Origin of the sequence: Thioalkalivibrio sp. ALJ15 (genome assembly GCF_000383695.1) — a bacterium.
GTDB lineage: Bacteria > Pseudomonadota > Gammaproteobacteria > Ectothiorhodospirales > Ectothiorhodospiraceae > Thioalkalivibrio.
Window position 1 is genome coordinate 470,605 of sequence record NZ_KB912058.1, and the last position, 16,725, is coordinate 487,329.

The 16,725-nt window shown below is 66.1% G+C and carries 13 protein-coding genes and 2 tRNA genes; 13 read left to right on the plus strand and 2 right to left on the minus strand.

Features of this window, described 5'->3' with window-relative positions; all coding sequences use genetic code 11:
• The first annotated feature begins 88 nt into the window (after nucleotides 1–88).
• The 13 genes from G015_RS0108995 to G015_RS0109055 all read left to right on the plus strand — a co-directional run bounded on the left by G015_RS0108995 (nucleotide 89) and on the right by G015_RS0109055 (nucleotide 12,409).
• A complete protein-coding gene (locus tag G015_RS0108995) occupies nucleotides 89–610 on the plus strand; it encodes a DUF177 domain-containing protein (protein ID WP_026278827.1) in 522 nt (173 codons plus the stop codon).
• 106 nt (nucleotides 611–716) lie between these two features.
• Nucleotides 717–914 (plus strand): 50S ribosomal protein L32, encoded by a 198-nt coding sequence (gene rpmF / locus G015_RS0109000; RefSeq protein ID WP_012982981.1) that lies wholly within the window; start codon nucleotides 717–719, stop codon nucleotides 912–914.
• A gap of 99 nt (nucleotides 915–1,013) precedes the next feature.
• Entirely contained in the window at nucleotides 1,014–2,042 is a 1,029-nt protein-coding gene (gene plsX / locus G015_RS0109005) for a phosphate acyltransferase PlsX (protein WP_018138527.1), read from the plus strand.
• A complete protein-coding gene (locus G015_RS0109010) occupies nucleotides 2,039–3,001 on the plus strand; it encodes a beta-ketoacyl-ACP synthase III (RefSeq protein ID WP_018138528.1) in 963 nt (320 codons plus the stop codon). Before plsX ends, G015_RS0109010 begins: the two co-directional genes overlap by 4 nt.
• Nucleotides 3,002–3,105: 104 nt before the next feature.
• A complete protein-coding gene (locus tag G015_RS0109015; protein WP_018138529.1) occupies nucleotides 3,106–3,582 on the plus strand; it encodes a CYTH domain-containing protein in 477 nt (158 codons plus the stop codon).
• Entirely contained in the window at nucleotides 3,572–4,210 is a 639-nt protein-coding gene (locus tag G015_RS0109020; protein ID WP_020146524.1) for a uracil-DNA glycosylase, read from the plus strand. The genes G015_RS0109015 and G015_RS0109020 overlap by 11 nt, the downstream gene beginning before the upstream one ends.
• 162 nt (nucleotides 4,211–4,372) lie before the next feature.
• The gene (uvrC, locus tag G015_RS0109025) at nucleotides 4,373–6,202 is read left to right on the plus strand and encodes an excinuclease ABC subunit UvrC (RefSeq protein ID WP_020146525.1); all 1,830 of its coding nucleotides are present in this window, start codon (nucleotides 4,373–4,375) and stop codon (nucleotides 6,200–6,202) included.
• Between the two features lie 7 nt (nucleotides 6,203–6,209).
• Nucleotides 6,210–6,761 carry a CDP-diacylglycerol--glycerol-3-phosphate 3-phosphatidyltransferase gene (gene pgsA, locus G015_RS0109030; protein WP_018138532.1) on the plus strand — a complete coding sequence of 184 codons (552 nt, stop codon included), beginning with the start codon at nucleotides 6,210–6,212 and terminating at the stop codon, nucleotides 6,759–6,761.
• A gap of 74 nt (nucleotides 6,762–6,835) precedes the next feature.
• A tRNA-Gly gene (locus tag G015_RS0109035) sits at nucleotides 6,836–6,911 on the plus strand.
• 98 nt (nucleotides 6,912–7,009) lie between these two features.
• A tRNA-Cys gene (locus G015_RS0109040) sits at nucleotides 7,010–7,083 on the plus strand.
• Nucleotides 7,084–7,241: 158 nt separating this feature from the next.
• Nucleotides 7,242–8,603 (plus strand): GntP family permease, encoded by a 1,362-nt coding sequence (locus tag G015_RS0109045; RefSeq protein WP_018138533.1) that lies wholly within the window; start codon nucleotides 7,242–7,244, stop codon nucleotides 8,601–8,603.
• 13 nt (nucleotides 8,604–8,616) lie between these two features.
• On the plus strand, nucleotides 8,617–9,747 hold the full coding sequence (locus tag G015_RS0109050; protein ID WP_012982973.1) for a glycerate kinase: 1,131 nt from the start codon (nucleotides 8,617–8,619) through the stop codon (nucleotides 9,745–9,747).
• 133 nt (nucleotides 9,748–9,880) lie between these two features.
• Nucleotides 9,881–12,409, plus strand: a complete 2,529-nt coding sequence (locus G015_RS0109055) for an EAL domain-containing protein (protein ID WP_012982972.1) — start codon at nucleotides 9,881–9,883, stop codon at nucleotides 12,407–12,409.
• 36 nt (nucleotides 12,410–12,445) lie between these two features.
• On the opposite strand, the gene G015_RS0109060 is transcribed toward G015_RS0109055, so the two are convergent.
• The gene (locus G015_RS0109060; RefSeq protein WP_012982971.1) at nucleotides 12,446–14,566 is read right to left on the minus strand and encodes an EAL domain-containing protein; all 2,121 of its coding nucleotides are present in this window, start codon (nucleotides 14,564–14,566) and stop codon (nucleotides 12,446–12,448) included.
• A gap of 37 nt (nucleotides 14,567–14,603) precedes the next feature.
• Complete coding sequence (locus G015_RS0109065; RefSeq protein WP_012982970.1) at nucleotides 14,604–16,715, minus strand: HDOD domain-containing protein; 2,112 nt, start codon at nucleotides 16,713–16,715, stop codon at nucleotides 14,604–14,606.
• Nucleotides 16,716–16,725 lie beyond the last annotated feature (10 nt).

A 16,725-nucleotide genomic window follows, 5' to 3' on the forward strand; every position in this document is an offset into this window, starting at 1 on the left:
TGCAGTCGAAGGCCTGCAAGTTTCTGTTTCGCTTTGACAGAACGGCCCTCTCGCGCGTATATTCCGCGCCCTTGTATTTGAGTGTTCTATGAGTCGTATTCCCGTATCTCTCGACCCGTGGCAGCCACGGGCCCGGCACCAGGAATTCGAAGGCGATTTGTCTGCGGAGGACCTGCCGCGCCTGCGGGACGAGGCGCTGGCCGAGCACCCGCTGCGAGTCCATGTCCGTTTCGGGCTGGAGCGCGGTGCGCTGGACGAGGTGCGGCTGGCCGGTGTGATCACCGGCGAGCTCTGGCAGACCTGCCAGCGCTGCCTGCAGCCGATGGCCTGGGAATTCCGGCTGGAGACCGATGCGGTGATCCTGCCGGCGGGCGGCTCCGTAGAAGGCCTGGGCGCGGACGAGGACATCCTCGAACTCGAGGACGACGGACGGCTGCACCCGGCGGTCTGGGCCGAGGACGAGGTGCTGCTGGCCTGGCCGCTGGTGCCGCGCCACGTGGACTGCGAGCCCGCAGTGGAACCCGAGTTTGTTCCCGGGCAGCGCGAGGACAACCCGTTTGCGGTGCTCGAGCAGCTAAAGGGCAGCTCGAGCGACGGCGAGGATCGGTAGGCCGGGCGGAGCAGGGCGCCGCCCGGCTCGAAACGCTATACTTGCGCCCGTTTTTGATTCGGGCTAACCCCGCACAGGCGGGATTTGATTAATCTGGAGATTCATCATGGCTGTGCAACAACGCCGCAAGACCCGTTCCAAGCGCGATATGCGCCGTTCCCACGACGGGCTGAAGGGCGCGACCCTGTCCACCGATCCGACCACCGGAGAGGTCCATCGCCGGCATCACGTGACCCCGGACGGGTTCTACCGTGGTCGTCAGGTGATCCAGCAGGACGTCGAAGTCGAAGACGACGAAGACTAAGCTCGGCGTGATGACCTTGCTGGGGCCACGGCTGCGGCTGCACCGTGGCCTTTCCGCGTTTAATCGGGCCCGGTCGTTGGGTGTCTCGCGGGCGCGCGCATGAGCCGAGAATTCACCATCGCCCTGGACGTGATGGGTGGCGACCATGGGGCCCCCGTGGTGTTGCCGGCCGCCCGCCGTTCGCTGAAGGTGGCGGACGACTTCCGCCTGCTGCTGGTGGGGGACGAGGCGACAATCGAATCCGGTCTTGCCGACTGGACGCCTGCCGAGCGCGAGCGTGTGGAAATCGTGCATGCCAGCCAGGTAGTCGGCATGGAGGAGTCGCCGGCTGTCGCCCTGCGCACCAAGCGCGATTCCTCGATGCGGGTCGCCATCGATCAGGTCAAGAAAGGCACGGCCCAGGCCTGTGTGTCCGCCGGTAACACCGGCGGGCTGATGGCCACTGCGCGCTATGTGCTGAAGACCCTGCCGGGGATCGATCGTCCGGCGATCGCGACCGCGCTGCCGTCGCTTTACGGCCATACCCACATGCTGGATCTTGGCGCCAACGTGGACGTCGAGGCGGCACACCTGTACCAGTTCGCGGTGATGGGCTCGGTGCTGGCGAATGCGGTGGACGGGCTCGAGGCCCCCAAGGTGGGACTGCTCAATATCGGGTCGGAGGCCATCAAGGGTAACGATCGGGTACGCGAGGCCGGGCGCATGCTGGAGGAATCCAGTCTGAACTATGTCGGCTTCGTCGAGGGCAACGACGTCTACTGCAGTGATGTCGACGTGGTCGTCTGCGACGGCTTTGTCGGCAACGTCGCGCTGAAGGTCAGCGAGGGCGTGGCCAAGATGATCTCGACGAACATGAAGGCCGAATTCCGTGCCTCGCTGTACTCGCGTCTGGCCGGACTGTTTGCCCTGCCCGTGCTGCGCCGGTTGCGCCACCGCTTTGACCACCGACGCTATAACGGGGCCTCGCTGCTGGGGTTGCAGGGCGTGGTGATCAAGAGCCACGGCAGTGCCGATGCGCTGGCATTCGAATACGCGATCCGCATCGCCCGGGTCGAGGCGGAGGCGAACATCTCCAGCCGCATCGACAAGCAGCTGGGTCAGCTACTGGGGCAGGAGCACGCGCAGTGAAGCATGCACGCATCAGCGGGACCGGGAGCTACCTGCCCGAGAGGATCCTGACCAACGCCGATCTCGAGGCCATGGTGGATACCTCGGATGCGTGGATTCAGGAGCGCACCGGGATTCGCGAGCGCCACATCGTGGCCGAAAACCAGGTGACCTCCGACCTGGCGCTGAAGGCCGCCGAGCGCGCGCTGGATGCCGCGGGCATCCGCCCTGCCGACCTGGACCTGATCATCGTCGCCACCACGACCCCGGACCAGATTTTCCCCAGTACCGCCTGCATCCTGCAGGCGAAGCTGGGGATCGGCGGCTGTCCGGCATTCGACGTGCAGGCAGTGTGTTCCGGTTTTGTCTACGCACTCGCCACGGCCGATCGCTTCATGCAGAGCGACGAGATCCGGCATGTGCTGGTCGTCGGGGCCGAGACGCTCTCGCGCATCACCGACTACACCGACCGCGGCAACTGTATCCTGTGGGGCGATGGCGCGGGCGCGGTGGTGCTGTCGCGCTCGCCGGACCCGGGCATCATCTCCACCCACCTGCACGCGGATGGCCACCACAAGGGCCTGCTGGAGGTCCCGGGCGGGGTCTCGCAGCCCGGCGACAACCCGGATCTCGAGTTTATCCGCATGGAAGGCCGCGCGGTCTTCCGGGTCGCGGTCAACACCCTGGACCAGATCGTCGACGAGACACTGGAATACAACGGGATCGAGAAGTCCGAGCTGGACTGGCTGGTCCCGCACCAGGCCAACATCCGCATCATCCAGGCCACGGCCAAGAAGCTGAACATGTCCATGGATAACGTCGTGGTCACGGTCGACCGGCATGGCAACACCTCCGCCGCGTCGATTCCGCTGGCGCTGGATACCGCCGTGCGCGACGGGCGTATCAAGAAGGGCGACCTGATCCTGACTGAGGCCTTTGGCGGCGGCTTTACCTGGGGCTCCGCGCTGATCCGGATGTAGCGCGCGCCGCTTCGCGATTCCATTCCTGTGGGAGCCTGCTTGCAGGCGAAGCCCCTGCCAAAGACTGATACGAAGCGGTTCGCCGAAAGACGGGAGTCGACGACATGGGTCGCGAGATCGAACGCAAGTTTCTGCTGGCCAGTGATACCTGGCGCGAGGCCGTGGTGCGCTCGCAGCGCATGCGCCAGGGCTATCTGTGCGGCAATGATCGCGCCTCGATCCGCGTGCGCGTGGACGAGGAGGGCGCGAACCTGAACATCAAGAGCGCGACCCTGGGGGTCGAGCGCGACGAGTACCAGTACGCGATCCCGGTCGAAGAGGCCCATCGCCTTCTCGACACCCTCGCGGGTCCGCAGGTCGAGAAGACGCGCTACTGGGTGGATGTGGACGGCTGGGAATACGAGATCGACGTGTTCGAGGGCGCCAATGCCGGCCTGATCGTCGCCGAGCTGGAATTGCCCGCGAGCGATGCCGACTTCCCGCGCCCCGAGTGGCTGGGCGAGGAGGTCTCGCACGACCCGCGCTACTACAACACCGAGCTGGCCCGGAACCCCTACCGCGACTGGCCCGATGCAAGCTGATTCCTTTCCCGTGTTCGATCCGGACTGCCGGCGCTGTCCGCGCCTGGCCGGTTTTCTGGAAGACGTGCGGGTGAAGCACGCGGACTACCATGCCGCTCCGGTGCCCTCGTTTGGGCCGCTGGACGCGCGGCTGCTGATCGTTGGTCTCGCCCCGGGGATGCACGGGGCCAACGCGACGGGGCGGCCCTTCACCGGGGACTACGCCGGGGTGCTGCTCTACGAGACCCTGCACCAGTACGGCTTTGCGACCGGCCCCGAGAGCGTGAGCGCGGACGACGGGCTGCAACTGCTGGACTGCCGCATCACCAATGCGGTCAAGTGCCTGCCGCCGCAGAACAAGCCCACCACCGAGGAAATCCGTACCTGCAACGGTTTCCTGGCCGCGGAGATGGATGCGATGCAGCCCCGGGTGATCCTGGCGCTGGGCAAGATCGCCCATGACGCCGTGCTGCGGGCCCGGGGTCTGCCGCTGTCCAGCCTGCGCTTTGCCCACGGTGCCGAGCATGACCTGGATGGCATGCGGCTGATCGACTCCTACCACTGCTCCCGCTACAACACCCAGACCCGCCGCCTCACCCCGGCCATGTTCGGCGAACTCTTCGCCCGCATCCGTACCCACCTCGAGTAGAAAAGCCTGTTTGGTCCGGCTGCTCGCGATGGCGTGGGGCCCAAAGGTGTCGAGGTACCAACGTGCGAAGGGCATTGAACGCCCTCTGCTGACATCTCTCACGCCCAGTTGCCCTGCAGGTTTGGCCGACTCCCTTGGCCGTTCCGGTATCCTGAAGCTGTCATGAGTGCCCCCGACACCAGTTTCGATTCCAAGGCCTTCCTGAAGACGCTGACGCAGTCGCCCGGCGTCTATCAGATGCTGGATGCCAGCGGCGGCGTGCTGTACGTCGGCAAGGCGCGCAATCTCAGGAGCCGTGTGGCCAGCTACTTTCGCGGTGCGGATGATCGCGGGCCGCGGATCCGGTCGATGGTGCGCCAGATCGCGGACATCCGCGTCGCGGTCACGCACACCGAGGCCGAGGCCCTGCTGCTCGAGGCCAACCTGATCAAGCGCCACCGGCCGCGCTACAACGTGCTGCTGCGCGACGACAAGAGTTACCCCTACATCTTCGTGTCCGGTCAGGAGTACCCGCGTCTGGGTTTTCACCGGGGCGCGAAAAAGAAGGGAGTGCGCTATTTCGGTCCGTACCCGTCGGCCGGGGCGGTGCGCGAGAGCCTGGCGCTGCTGCAGAAGCTGTTTCAGGTGCGTCAGTGCGAGGACAGCGTGTTCGCGCACCGCTCCCGGCCCTGCCTGCAGTATCAGATCGGGCGCTGTACGGCGCCCTGCGTGGGCTACATCACGCCCGAGGAGTATGCCCGCGACGTCGAGTCTTCCGTGCAGTTCCTGCAGGGCAAGAGCGAGGTGGTGATCGCCGATCTGGTGCAGCGCATGGAGGCGGCCTCCGAGCGCCTCGACTTCGAGCATGCGGCCCGGCTGCGGGACCAGATCGCGCGGCTGCGCCAGATCTCCGAGCAGCAGTTTGTCTCCGGCGGCGAGGGCGATGCCGACGTGATTGCGCTGGCGCAGGAGGCGGGCGCGGTGGCTGTGGAGATCTTCTTCGTGCGCGGCGGACAGAACCTGGGCAACCGCGAGCTGTTCCCGAACGTGCCGGAGGCCACTGACACCGGGGAGATCATGGCGGCGGTGCTGGCGCAGTACTACGCCGAACGCGAACCGCCGGCGCGCGTGCTGCTGTCGCACGAGCCGGAAGGCGCGCCGGCGCTGGAGGCCTTCCTGATGGAGCGCCGCGGGGGCCGCAAGGTCCAGGTCGCCTGGTCGCTGCGCGGGGATCGCGCGCGCTGGCTGGATATGGCGCGGCGCAATGCCGAACTGGCGCTGAAGACCCGCATTGCCAGTCAGGCCGGACAGACCGCGCGCCGGGACGCCCTCACCGCCGAACTGAATCTGGAGAATCCCCCGAAGCGCATGGAGTGCTTCGACATCTCGCACACCGGCGGCGAGCGCACGGTCGCTTCTTGTGTGGTGTTCGGGCCCGAGGGGCCGATCAAGTCCGACTACCGGCGGTTCAACATCGACGGCATCGAGCCCGGCGACGATTACGCCGCGATGCATCAGGCCCTGAGCCGGCGCTTCGCGCGGCTGAAGAAGGGGGAAGGGCAGGAGCCGGACATCCTGTTCATCGATGGTGGAAAGGGGCAGGTTACGCAGGCGCTCAATGTGCTCGCGGACCTCGGGCTGGATCACATCCGCGTGATCGGCGTCGCCAAGGGCGAGGAACGCCGGCCGGGTATGGAAACTCTGATATTGAGCGGGGTGGAGGCCCCCTCTATACTCCCCGCGCACTCGGGTGCGCTGCACCTGATCCAGCAGATTCGCGACGAGGCGCACCGATTCGCGATCACTGGGCACCGTGCGCGCCGTGCCAAGGCGCGCAAGGAATCGACCCTGGAGTCGATCCCGGGGCTGGGGCCGAAGCGCCGCAGCGCGTTGCTGCGCCACTTCGGGGGGCTGCGCGGAGTGGCCCGGGCCGGCGTCGACGAGCTGACCAAGGTGCCGGGCATCCACCGGCGGCTCGCGCAGGCGATTTACGACCAGTTTCACGAGGGCTGACCAGCAGATGATCCGTGAACTCCCCAACTGGCTGACCTGGTCGCGGATCGTCATGATCCCGCTGCTGATCGTCGTGTTCTACGCGCTGCCGATGCCCACGGCCGGCATCGTCGCGGCGATCGTCTTTGCGCTCGCCGCGATCACCGACTGGGCGGACGGCTACCTGGCCCGGCGCTGGGAGGTGACCAGCCGCTTCGGTGCGTTCCTCGACCCGGTGGCGGACAAGTTGATCGTGGCCGCCGCGCTGGTCCTGGTCGTGGATCACAACCCGGGCGTGGGCCTGGCGCTGGCGGCGGTCGTCATTATCGGGCGCGAGATCGCGATCTCGGCCTTGCGCGAATGGATGGCCGAGGTCGGCGCCAGCGCGAAGGTGGCCGTATCCTGGGTCGGCAAGGTCAAGACCACCGCCCAGATGGTGGCGATCTTCCTCCTGCTGTGGGCGGAGCCGGTCGCCGGGCTGCCGATTTTCGCGATCGGTGAATGGCTGCTGTATCTGGCGGCCATCCTGACGCTGGTTTCGATGGTGCAGTACATGCTGGCGGCTGCGCGCGGACGCTGATCGGCCGCACGGAAACGCTGGCGGGGTATTGACGTTCGCCCCCGGTGCGGTAGAATACGCGCCGTTAACGAAGAGCGGGAATAGCTCAGCTGGTAGAGCACAACCTTGCCAAGGTTGGGGTCGCGAGTTCGAATCTCGTTTCCCGCTCCAACAGATTCCTGAAACCCCGGTTCGGCCGGGGTTTTCTGTTTCGGCCGCCGCCTGTCGCATCACGCGGGCATCATGCGGACCGGGACCCACCCGATACAGGCTGGGTGGCAGAGTGGTTATGCAGCGGACTGCAAATCCGTGTACGCCGGTTCGATTCCGACCCCAGCCTCCATCATCGCGCTTCGCGCCAGGGCCGCCTTCGGGCGGCCTTTTCTTTTGTCGGTATGGCGTGCCAGCGCGGATCGAAATCAGTATGGAAATTCTCGTCCCAATAAGGGTTACAGGGTCTATGCTCTTAACTCGATAACCACAACAAGACGGGGACGCAAGATGCTGATTGTTGGCCTTATTATCGTCGTGGCGGCACTGGTGTTTGCCACCGTGAAGCTGCGAGTCCACCCCTTCCTTGCCCTGTTGCTGGCGGCCTTCGTGATGGCACTGATCGGGGGTATTGCCCCGAAAGAGGCGATCAGCGTCATCAACGATGGCTTCGGCGGTACGCTCGGCTATATCGGGATCGTGATCGCGCTGGGTACGATCATCGGGGTGATCCTGGATCGCACCGGGGCGGCGATCGTGATGGCGGAGGCGATCATCCGGGCGCTGTCGGATCGATTCCCGAACCTTACGGCCACGATCATCGGCTACATCGTGTCCATCCCGGTGTTCTGCGACTCCGGCTACGTAATCCTGAACTCCCTGAAGAACGCGCTGGCGAAGAAGGCGGGCGTGTCCCTGGTGGCGATGAGTGTGGCACTGGCGACGGGTCTGTTCGCCACGCACAACTTCGTCCCGCCGACCCCGGGCCCGATCGCCGCGGCCAGCAACATCGGCATCGCCGATGCGCTAGGGCTGGTGATCCTGTTCGGCCTGTTGGTGGCCGCCGTGGCGGCGGCAGTGGGCTGGCTCTGGGCGAGCCGCTATACCCACGCGAACGACGACGAACTGCTCGAGCCGGACCCGATCGAGGAGGCGACTGGCCAGGAGGTGAAGAAGCCGGAGCCCGATCTGGCCCATCGCCCGTCCACCCTGGCGGCATTCATGCCGATCCTGGCGCCGATTGTACTGATCTCCATCGGTTCGATCGCGTCGCTGGCCACGCGCGATGCCGATCCCGGCATGTTCGCGGAGGGGCTGATCTTCCTCGGCCAGCCGGTGGTCGCCTTGGCGATTGGCGTGGTGTTCGCCCTGCTGCTGGTCAAGGGTGGTGACAAGCGCGGGCGTTTCCACCAGATGACGGTCGATGCGGTCCTGCTCGCGGCGCCGATCCTGCTGATCACTGGGGCCGGCGGCGCGTTTGGCTCCGTGCTGCAGGAGACCCCGATTGGTGACCAGCTCGGCGACATGCTGACCGGTCTTGGACTGGGGCTGTTGGTGCCGTTCCTGCTCGCGGCTGCGCTGAAGTCGGCCCAGGGTTCGTCGACGGTTGCGCTGGTGGCCGCCTCGAGCATGGTGGCACCACTGCTGCCCTCGCTGGGCCTGGACTCCGACATGGGCATGGTGCTGGCGGTGATGGCGGTCGGTGCCGGCGCTATGACTGTCTCCCACGCGAACGACAGCTTCTTCTGGGTGGTGACCCAGTTCAGCCGCATGAAGGTGTCGACCGCCTACAAGGCCTATACGACCGCCACGCTGTTGCAGGGTGTGAGCGCGATGATCGTGATCTACCTGCTGGGGCTCGTCTTTGTCTGAGCTGAGGCGGGTCGTGCTGTGTCCGGACAGCTTCAAGGGCAGTCTGGATGCGGCAGACGTGGCCCAGGCGATGGCTCGCGGTGTACATGCCGCGAGTCCATCCACCCGCATCCGGGCGTTGCCGATGGCGGATGGGGGAGAAGGGACGGCGGAACTGGTCAGCCATACCATGGGTTGGGCCTGGCATTTGTCCGATGTCCGTGATCCGCGTGGGCAGCATGTCTCGGCGGGCTGGGGGTGCGATGCCGTCACCCGACGCGCGGTGATTGATGTCGCCTCGGCCTGTGGGCTGGGCCTGGTGCCCGAGGCCGAGCGCGATCCGTGGAGGCTCGATACCCGCGGCGTGGGGCACCTGATCCTTGCCGCCCTGGATGCCGGTGCCCGGCATGTGCTGATCGGCCTCGGGGGCAGCGGCACGGTGGATGGCGGTGCCGGGATGCTGCACGCACTGGGGGTCCGCTTTCGGGACCGAGAAGGGGCCGAGCTGGATCCTGTCCCGGACCGGCTGGAGCACCTGGAAAGTGCCGATTTCTCTGGTCTGGAGCCACGGCTTGCGGGACTCCGCATCACGGTGCTGAACGATGTCGACAACCCGTTGACGGGCAACCGGGGTGCTGCGGCGGTGTTCGGCCCGCAAAAGGGCCTGGCCACGAAAGACGTGCCACGCATGGATGCCTACATGGAGCGGCTGGAACGCGCGATTGACGAGGCGGGGGAGTTGCGCCGCCCGGGCGCCATGCCCGGGGCGGGGGCTGCCGGCGGACTGGGCTTTGCACTGGCCTGTGTCCTGCGCGGGCAGTCACGCATGGGGGCGGTGTACCTGGCGGATCTGATCGATCTCGATGCGGCGATCGCCGGGAGCGATCTGGTGATCACGGGCGAGGGGCAGGTCGACGGCCAGACCGCGCATGGCAAGGTCGTGGCCGAGGTGGTTCGGCGGGCACGGCGCTGCTGTGTGCCGGTCGTCGCCGTGGCCGGTTCGATCGATGCTACCCCGGAGGAACTCGAGGCGGTGGGGCTCGCCGACGCGCGCGCCCTTTGTGATGGCACGATCACGCTGGAGCAGGCGATGGGCGAGCCCGGGCGCTGGATCATGGAGCGTACGCGCGCACTGGTGGAGGCGCGAGGGGCGCGATCGGTCTAACGAACGGATAACAACGGGCGGTCCGTGGCCTGGCCATCCATGGCACTATGCGGTACCGAACGCACAGGGGCGCGTCGTGCCTGATTGGAAACCCAGAACCAGGAGCAAATGGACGCGATGGCGCCGTGCGGTCATGCCTGTCCTGCTGGCGGTGTCCCTGTGCCTGCCCGCCGGGGCCGGCGCGGATGATCCCCTGCGCATAGGGCTGTACGAGAACGTGCCCAAGGTCGGCACGGGTGACGATGGGGCGGCAGGGGGCGTGTTCGTCGAGTTGCTGGACGCCATCGCGCGACGCGAGCACTGGCGGCTGGAGTATGTCTCGTGCGAGTGGTCGGCCTGTCTGGAGGCCCTGGAGGCGGGCGAGATCGACCTGATGCCGGATGTCGCGCTGACGCCGGAGCGGCGCGAGAGCCTCGCGTTTCACTCGATCCCGGTGGCTCAGGCATGGAGCCAGGTGCTGGCGCCGATCGATTCGGGGCTGGATCGCATCGAAGCGCTGGAAGGCCTCCGCCTTGCGGTGCTCGATGGATCGATTCAATACGACTACCTGCGCGAGTACGCACTGGACACCGGCCTGGACTGGACCCTTGTGACCCGTGGCGACATGGAATCCGTGCTGGCTGCTGTCGCGTCGGGCGATGCCGACGTGGCCATCACAAACAACTTCTATGCGCGGCGTCATGCACGCCAGCATATGCTGGTGGAAACCCCCGTCACCTTCGACCAGGTCGGTCTTTACTACGCCGCTGCTCCTGGGCGGCAGGATGACCGACTGGAGGTTATCGACGCCTACCTCCAGCGCTGGAAGGGCGACGCGGGGTCGCCCTATCAGCACGCGATGGAGCAGGCACTGGAACCACCCCTCGGGGAGGGGGAAATCCCGACGTGGGCCTGGTCGGCGCTGGCGTCCGCCGCCGTGATCGCACTCGTCCTGGGGCTGATGGCGGTCTGGTTGCGACGCACCGTGCGCGCGCAGACACGTGCCCTGCGCGAGGCCAATCAGCGTCTCGAACACCTGCTCGAGAGTGGACCGGTCGTGCTCTATCAACTCAATGCGCTGGATTTCAAGCCGCTTTGGGTGAGTGGCAACTTCGCGCGGCTGTTTGGATTCAATTCCAGGGTGGCGCTGCAGCCGGGCTGGTGGGAGCAGCAAGTCCATCCGGAGGACCGGGCCACGGCCATGCGCGAGAACCGGCGTTTGCAGGAGGAACGCCACATGGTCCGTGAACTGCGCCTGTTCGATGGCTGGGGCAAGCTGCGCCATATTCGCGACGAGATGCGGATCATTCCCGGCGGCAATCAGGGACAGCGCGGGGCCGAGGTGGTCGGCAGCTGGACGGATCTCACCGCCAGCATGGAGCAGAAAGAAGCGCTGCGGCAGATGGCCCATTACGACGCGCGTACCGGCCTCCCGAACCGCGTGCTGTTGCACGACCGGCTGGGACACACCCTGGAACGCGCGATGGCCGATGGTCTTGCGCGCTGGGTGGTGCTGATCGACCTGGATCGCTTCCGCAATGTCAACGAGACCCTGGGAACATCGGCGGGCGACCGCGTGCTGGAAGGTTTGGCGGAACGGCTTGGGGGGTTACTGGGGCCGCAGGATACGGTGTCTCGCGTAGGAGCAGACGAGTTCTGCCTGATTATCGAAAACCCGCCGATGGATGGCGGCGCCGAGGCCTTCCTCGAGCAGCTGCTGGAAACCTTGCGCGAACCCTGCGCTATCGGTGGGCGTGCGCTGGTCACCACGGCGAGCGTCGGGCTGGCGACGTTCCCCGAACATGGCAACACGCGTGACGAATTGTTGACCGCCGCGGAACTCGCAATGGCGGCCTCGCGCAGCGTTGGCGGGGACACCTGGCATGTCTACGAGCCCGGAATGGGGGCGCAGACGGAACATCGTCTGTTCCTGGAAAACGACCTGCGTAGCGCCATCGCCAACGACGAGCTGCTGCTCTACTTTCAGCCGCAGCTGGAGATGCAGTCGGGCCGGCTGGTGGGGATGGAGGCGCTGGTGCGCTGGCGTCATCCCGTTCGCGGAATGGTGTCCCCCGCGGAGTTTATCCCGCTGGCGGAAGAAACCGGGATGATCCAGGCCATTGATCGCTGGGTGTTGAACGCGGCCTGTGCCCAGCTGGCGCATTGGGACCAGGACGGCCGAGGCGTGCCGACCGTGGCCGTGAACCTGTCCGCGCGCGAGCTGCATGACGAAACTCTGGTGGCGGCGATCCAGGAGATCCTGGAGCACCACGGTCTGGAGCCCGACCGGCTGGAGCTGGAACTGACCGAGACCATGATGATGGAGCAGCCAGAGCGGGCGCTGGCCGTGCTGCACCGCCTGGAAACGCTCGGCGTGACGCTGGCCATGGATGACTTCGGTGCGGGCTATTCCAACCTGGCGCATCTGCGTCGCTTGCCGCTGCGGCGGCTGAAGATCGACCAGTCACTGGTCCGCGATATCGGGCACTCGCGCAACAACGAATCGATTATCCGCGCCATCATTGCCCTGGCCGACGCACTGGGGCTGGACCTGATTGCCGAGGGTGTGGAAGAGGCGGGCCAGCAAGCGTTCCTGCTACGCGAGGGCTGCCGTTTCGGGCAGGGCTACCTGCTGGGCCGCCCGGCCCCGGCCGATAATGCCTTGCAAGGCATTGGCGCATAGTCTGCTGCGAGGGCGGGACGGGACCGTAAACCGGATTCAGGATCGGGCAGTTCGACGCCCGAAGTCGGATTCCGCCTGTAGCAGGTCCGCGAGGGGGGAGGGGTGCCCGAACAGGAAGCCCTGCATCATCGGGCAGCCAAGGCGGCGCAGATACTCCTGCTGGGCTGCGGTCTCCACGCCCTCCGCGACGATGTTCATCTGCAGGCCGCGCGCCATCGATACGATCGCGTTAACGATACAGGCCTCCCCGTCAGTACAGATGGTGAGGGTGAAGCTGCGATCAATCTTCAGGGTGTGGACCGGCAGCTTCTGCAGATAGCTCAGCGACGAATAACCGGTGCCGAAGTCATCCACCGCCACCTGGACGCCGGCTTCGCACAGGCGGTTGAGTTTGGCCACGGTATCGTGGGTGTCGCTCATCAACAGGCTTTCGGTGATCTCGATCTCCAGCAGTTCTGCGGGGAAGCCGGTCTCGACCAGCAATCCCAGCACGCCGTCGACAAAGTCGTCGCGCTCGATCAGCACCGGTGACAGGTTCACCGCCAGGCGCAGGTTGGGTACGTGTTGATGGGCTTTGCGTATGTCGCCGAGGGCGTTGCGCAGGGTCGCGCGATCGAGGTCGACGATCAGACGTGTGTCTTCGGCGACCGGGATGAATTCGGCTGGGCCCAGCATGCCGCGATCGGGGTGATTCCAGCGAACCAACGCCTCGACGCCCAGGAGCTGTCCTGTCTCGCCATCGACCTGCGGCTGGTAGAGGATGTGGAACTCTTCGCGCTCCAGGGCCTTGCGCAGGTCCTGCTCCAATTGCAGGCGGTGTGGCGTGTTGCCGTGCATCTCCGGTGCGAACAGGCGGATGCCATTCTTGCCCGTGTTCTTTTCCCGGTACATCGCGATGTCGGCATGCCGGATCAGGGTCTCGAGCGTGTCGCCCCCCTCGGGGTAGATCGCGATCCCGATGCTGGCCCCGACATACAACTCGTGGTCGCCCCCCAGGTGGAACGGTTCATTGAGGCTTTCGAGGATCTTTTCGGCTACATCAACCGCGGCCTCCTGGCGGCTGATCTGAGGGAGCAGCAGGGTAAATTCGTCGCCGCCGAAGCGCGACAGCGTATCCCCTTTGCGAATGCAGCCCAGCAGGCGCTGGGCGACGGCCTGCAGCAGGCGGTCGCCGATGGTGTGCCCCAGCGAATCGTTGATGACCTTGAAGCGGTTGAGGTCGATGAACATCACGGCCAGGGGGTGACCCTGGCGCTGTGCCTGGGCGATGGCCACATCGACCCGGTCGCGGAACAGGGCACGATTGGGCAGGCGCGTAAGCAGGTCGTGGTAGGCCTGAAAGTTGATGAAGGCTTCTGACTCTTTGCGGTCGGTGATGTCGCGGGCAGTCCCGTAGACCAGGGTCTCGCCTGTATCGTCGCTGGCCGCTGTCGGCCAGACCGCGACCTCGAAATAGCGCCGGGTGCGGGCCATCTCCCGCGGCTTGAGCGCGAGCTCCACGGAGCGGATGTGGGCATGGCTGCGCCCGGCCTGCTCGAAGAAGTACTCCGCCTTCTCGTGGTCGTCGGTTTCGACCAGATCCAGGACACGGGTGTCCAGCAGGTCCTGACGGGAATAGCCGAGCAACTCGTGGACGCGCGAATTCACGAAACGAAACCGACCGTCGCGGTCCAGGATGAACACGATGTCCGGCGAGTTGTTGACGATCAGCCGGTGCAGGCGCTCGGAACGCTCCAGGCGTGCCCGCATGTGGCGGTTGGCGTCTTCCAGGTCTTTTTTGTGCAGGGCATTGCGGACGGTCGCCAGCAGCTCGTCGGGCTGGTAGGGCTTTTTCAGGTAGTCGGAGGCCCCGTCGCGCAGGGCGCCGGCGACATCGTCCACCGAGGTGTTGCCGCTGATGACCACCACAGGGACCGCGAGCCCGGCGGCCTGGATGAAGCGCAGGACATCACGCCCCCCCAGTTCCGGCATGCACAGATCGAGCAGCAGGAGATCGGGCGGATCCCGCCGCAGGGCCTCGATGGCGCTGCCGCCGCCCGGCGCGGTTTCCACGTTGAACGTTTGCAGTTCCAGCAGCTGGCGCACGCTTTCCAGAAGGCGCGGGTCGTCGTCGACGACGAGGATGCGAGGGGTCTGTGGTGTGCCGGGTTCGTTCATGTGCGGCTCCCGCCGTGGTCTCGCATCATCGCGGGGGCTATCCCTGTCCCGCCCCGAGGGCTCCGGTTTCGGCCTCGCGATGGGGGAGCCGAATCTCGAACCGCGTTCCTTCGCGGTCGCTGTCGCACTGGATGTGAGCGCCGATCTCGTCCGCCAGGCGGCGGACAATACTCAGGCCTAGCCCGGCGTGCCCCCCGCCCTTGGCGGATTCTACCGGGCGATAATGGGCCGCGCGGACCTCCGGTGGAAGCCCGGGGCCGTCGTCGGCGACCACCAGTGCCACCACGCTGGTCCCATTGAAGCTCTCGGGGTCGCGGGTCTGCAGCCGAATGACGCCCCCCGGCTGCAGGGCCTCGGCGGCGTTTTTGAGCAGGTTCGTCAGAATCTGGCGCACATGGTCGCTGGAGACAGACAAGGGCGGATCGCCGGGTGCCAGATCCAGTTCCAGGCGGATGCCCCGCGTGTGGCAAAGAGAGCGGTCCACGATGTCGGCCACGTCCTGGACCAGCCGATTAAGCGAGGATGGCGGCCCGTCCACTGCCTGGTCGGGTTCCTTTAGACGCAGCAGGATGCGGCCGACGCGATCAATCTCCTCCTTGATCAGGGCCAGTTCCTGGCTGGCCTCGTGCTCATCGCCCAGCTTTGTGTTCAACACACCCAGATAATTCTGGATGATGCTGAGGGGGTTGCCCGCCTCGTGCAGCGTCTCGCGGATTCGCTCTTGCGTCGTATCGTCGGTGTGCGCTTGCTCGGGCGGGTCGGACTGCGAGGTGCACAGCACGCGTGCAATCTCTCGCGCCAGGGCCCGGACAAATCCGGTTCGGGGTTCCAGGGTCTGGGCACGTTCTCGGTCCAGTCCCAGGATCAGCACCCCTGCGGGCGAGGAGTTGGCATCCGCCAGCAGAGGGAATGCCCAGATCACCTCGGCACCGCAGAGCCGGAACAACTGCTGGTCGATGACCGGTGTAGGTGTCTCGCCATCGGGTTTGTGCTGGCGCATCTCGCGGTCCAGCAGGGTGTCGGTCACAAGGCTCCGTCCCGGCAGCAGGGGCAGGGTGAAGTCGGGCTCGTCTTCCTCGCCGAGCCAGGCGGAGACCGATGCACCGTCCGCGTCTGTCAGGAACATCAGGCTGTGTTCGACACCCAGGGTGAGAAACAGCGTTCGCTGGGCGGCCAGACAATGTTCTCGGGGGGTCCGCGAGGCGCGAAGCTCGCCGGACAGCCGCTCCAGCTCGGTGAGGTCGCGGACACGCATCCCCAGCGCCTCGCGCGCCGCCTGATCGGGGTGATGTGCCTCGATATTCGCGGTTTCGGCTCCCGCGTCCAGCTCAATACCCAGGGAACCGGCAACCCGGGTGACATCGTCTTCGATGCGGTTGCGCAGTTCCCGGGTCAGGCCGTCATTGAGCCCAAACAGGTCGTGGGCGGCTGCCAGGGCCGGGTCGCCGATGGCGTCGGGTGGTTCGTCGCCAAGTCGGCTGGCGAGATGGACAATCTTCACTAGGTGGTGTGCATCGCGCACTTGTGCCGTGGGTTCGAGGTGGAAACGCACCGCATCGGTGACGAAGCCGTCCAGGCCCCATTGGTCCAGGTGTTCGGCGGCCAGTTCTGCATGGTGTTGACCGTAGGTCGCCTGTTCACGGGAGACCAGTTCGCGGTGGTCGCTGCTGGCCTCGAGCAGCGGCCAGTAGCGCGCTTCGTCGGACGCCAGTCGCATCAGCTTGCCGAGATCAACCAGAAGCCCTGACAGATACGCCTCTTCGGGCCGTGGGTGGCGTGTCAGGGAGGCGAGGACCTGGCCGAGCATGGCGGTGGTCAGCGCACGGCGCCAGATGGTCCGAAGCGTGCTGGTGCGCTTGGGCTGGTAGCGGCCGAAAAGCTGCTGGATCGCGGCGGTCAGGGCGAGGCTGCGCACGGTGTCCAGCCCCAGGCTGAAAAGGGCTCTATCGATGGTGCGACACGGCGAGCCGCGGTAATAGAACGGGGAGTTGGCTGCCGCGAGGAGGCGTGTGGTCATGCCGGTGTCGCGCAGAATGGCACGGCTGAGGGCCTCGAAATCGGCCTCCGCCGCCTGGCCCGCATCGAGAACGGACGTCAGGGCCTGTGGCAGGCTGGGGATGGTTTCGGTTGCCGTATGCGCCGTGGCCATGCTTCTCCCC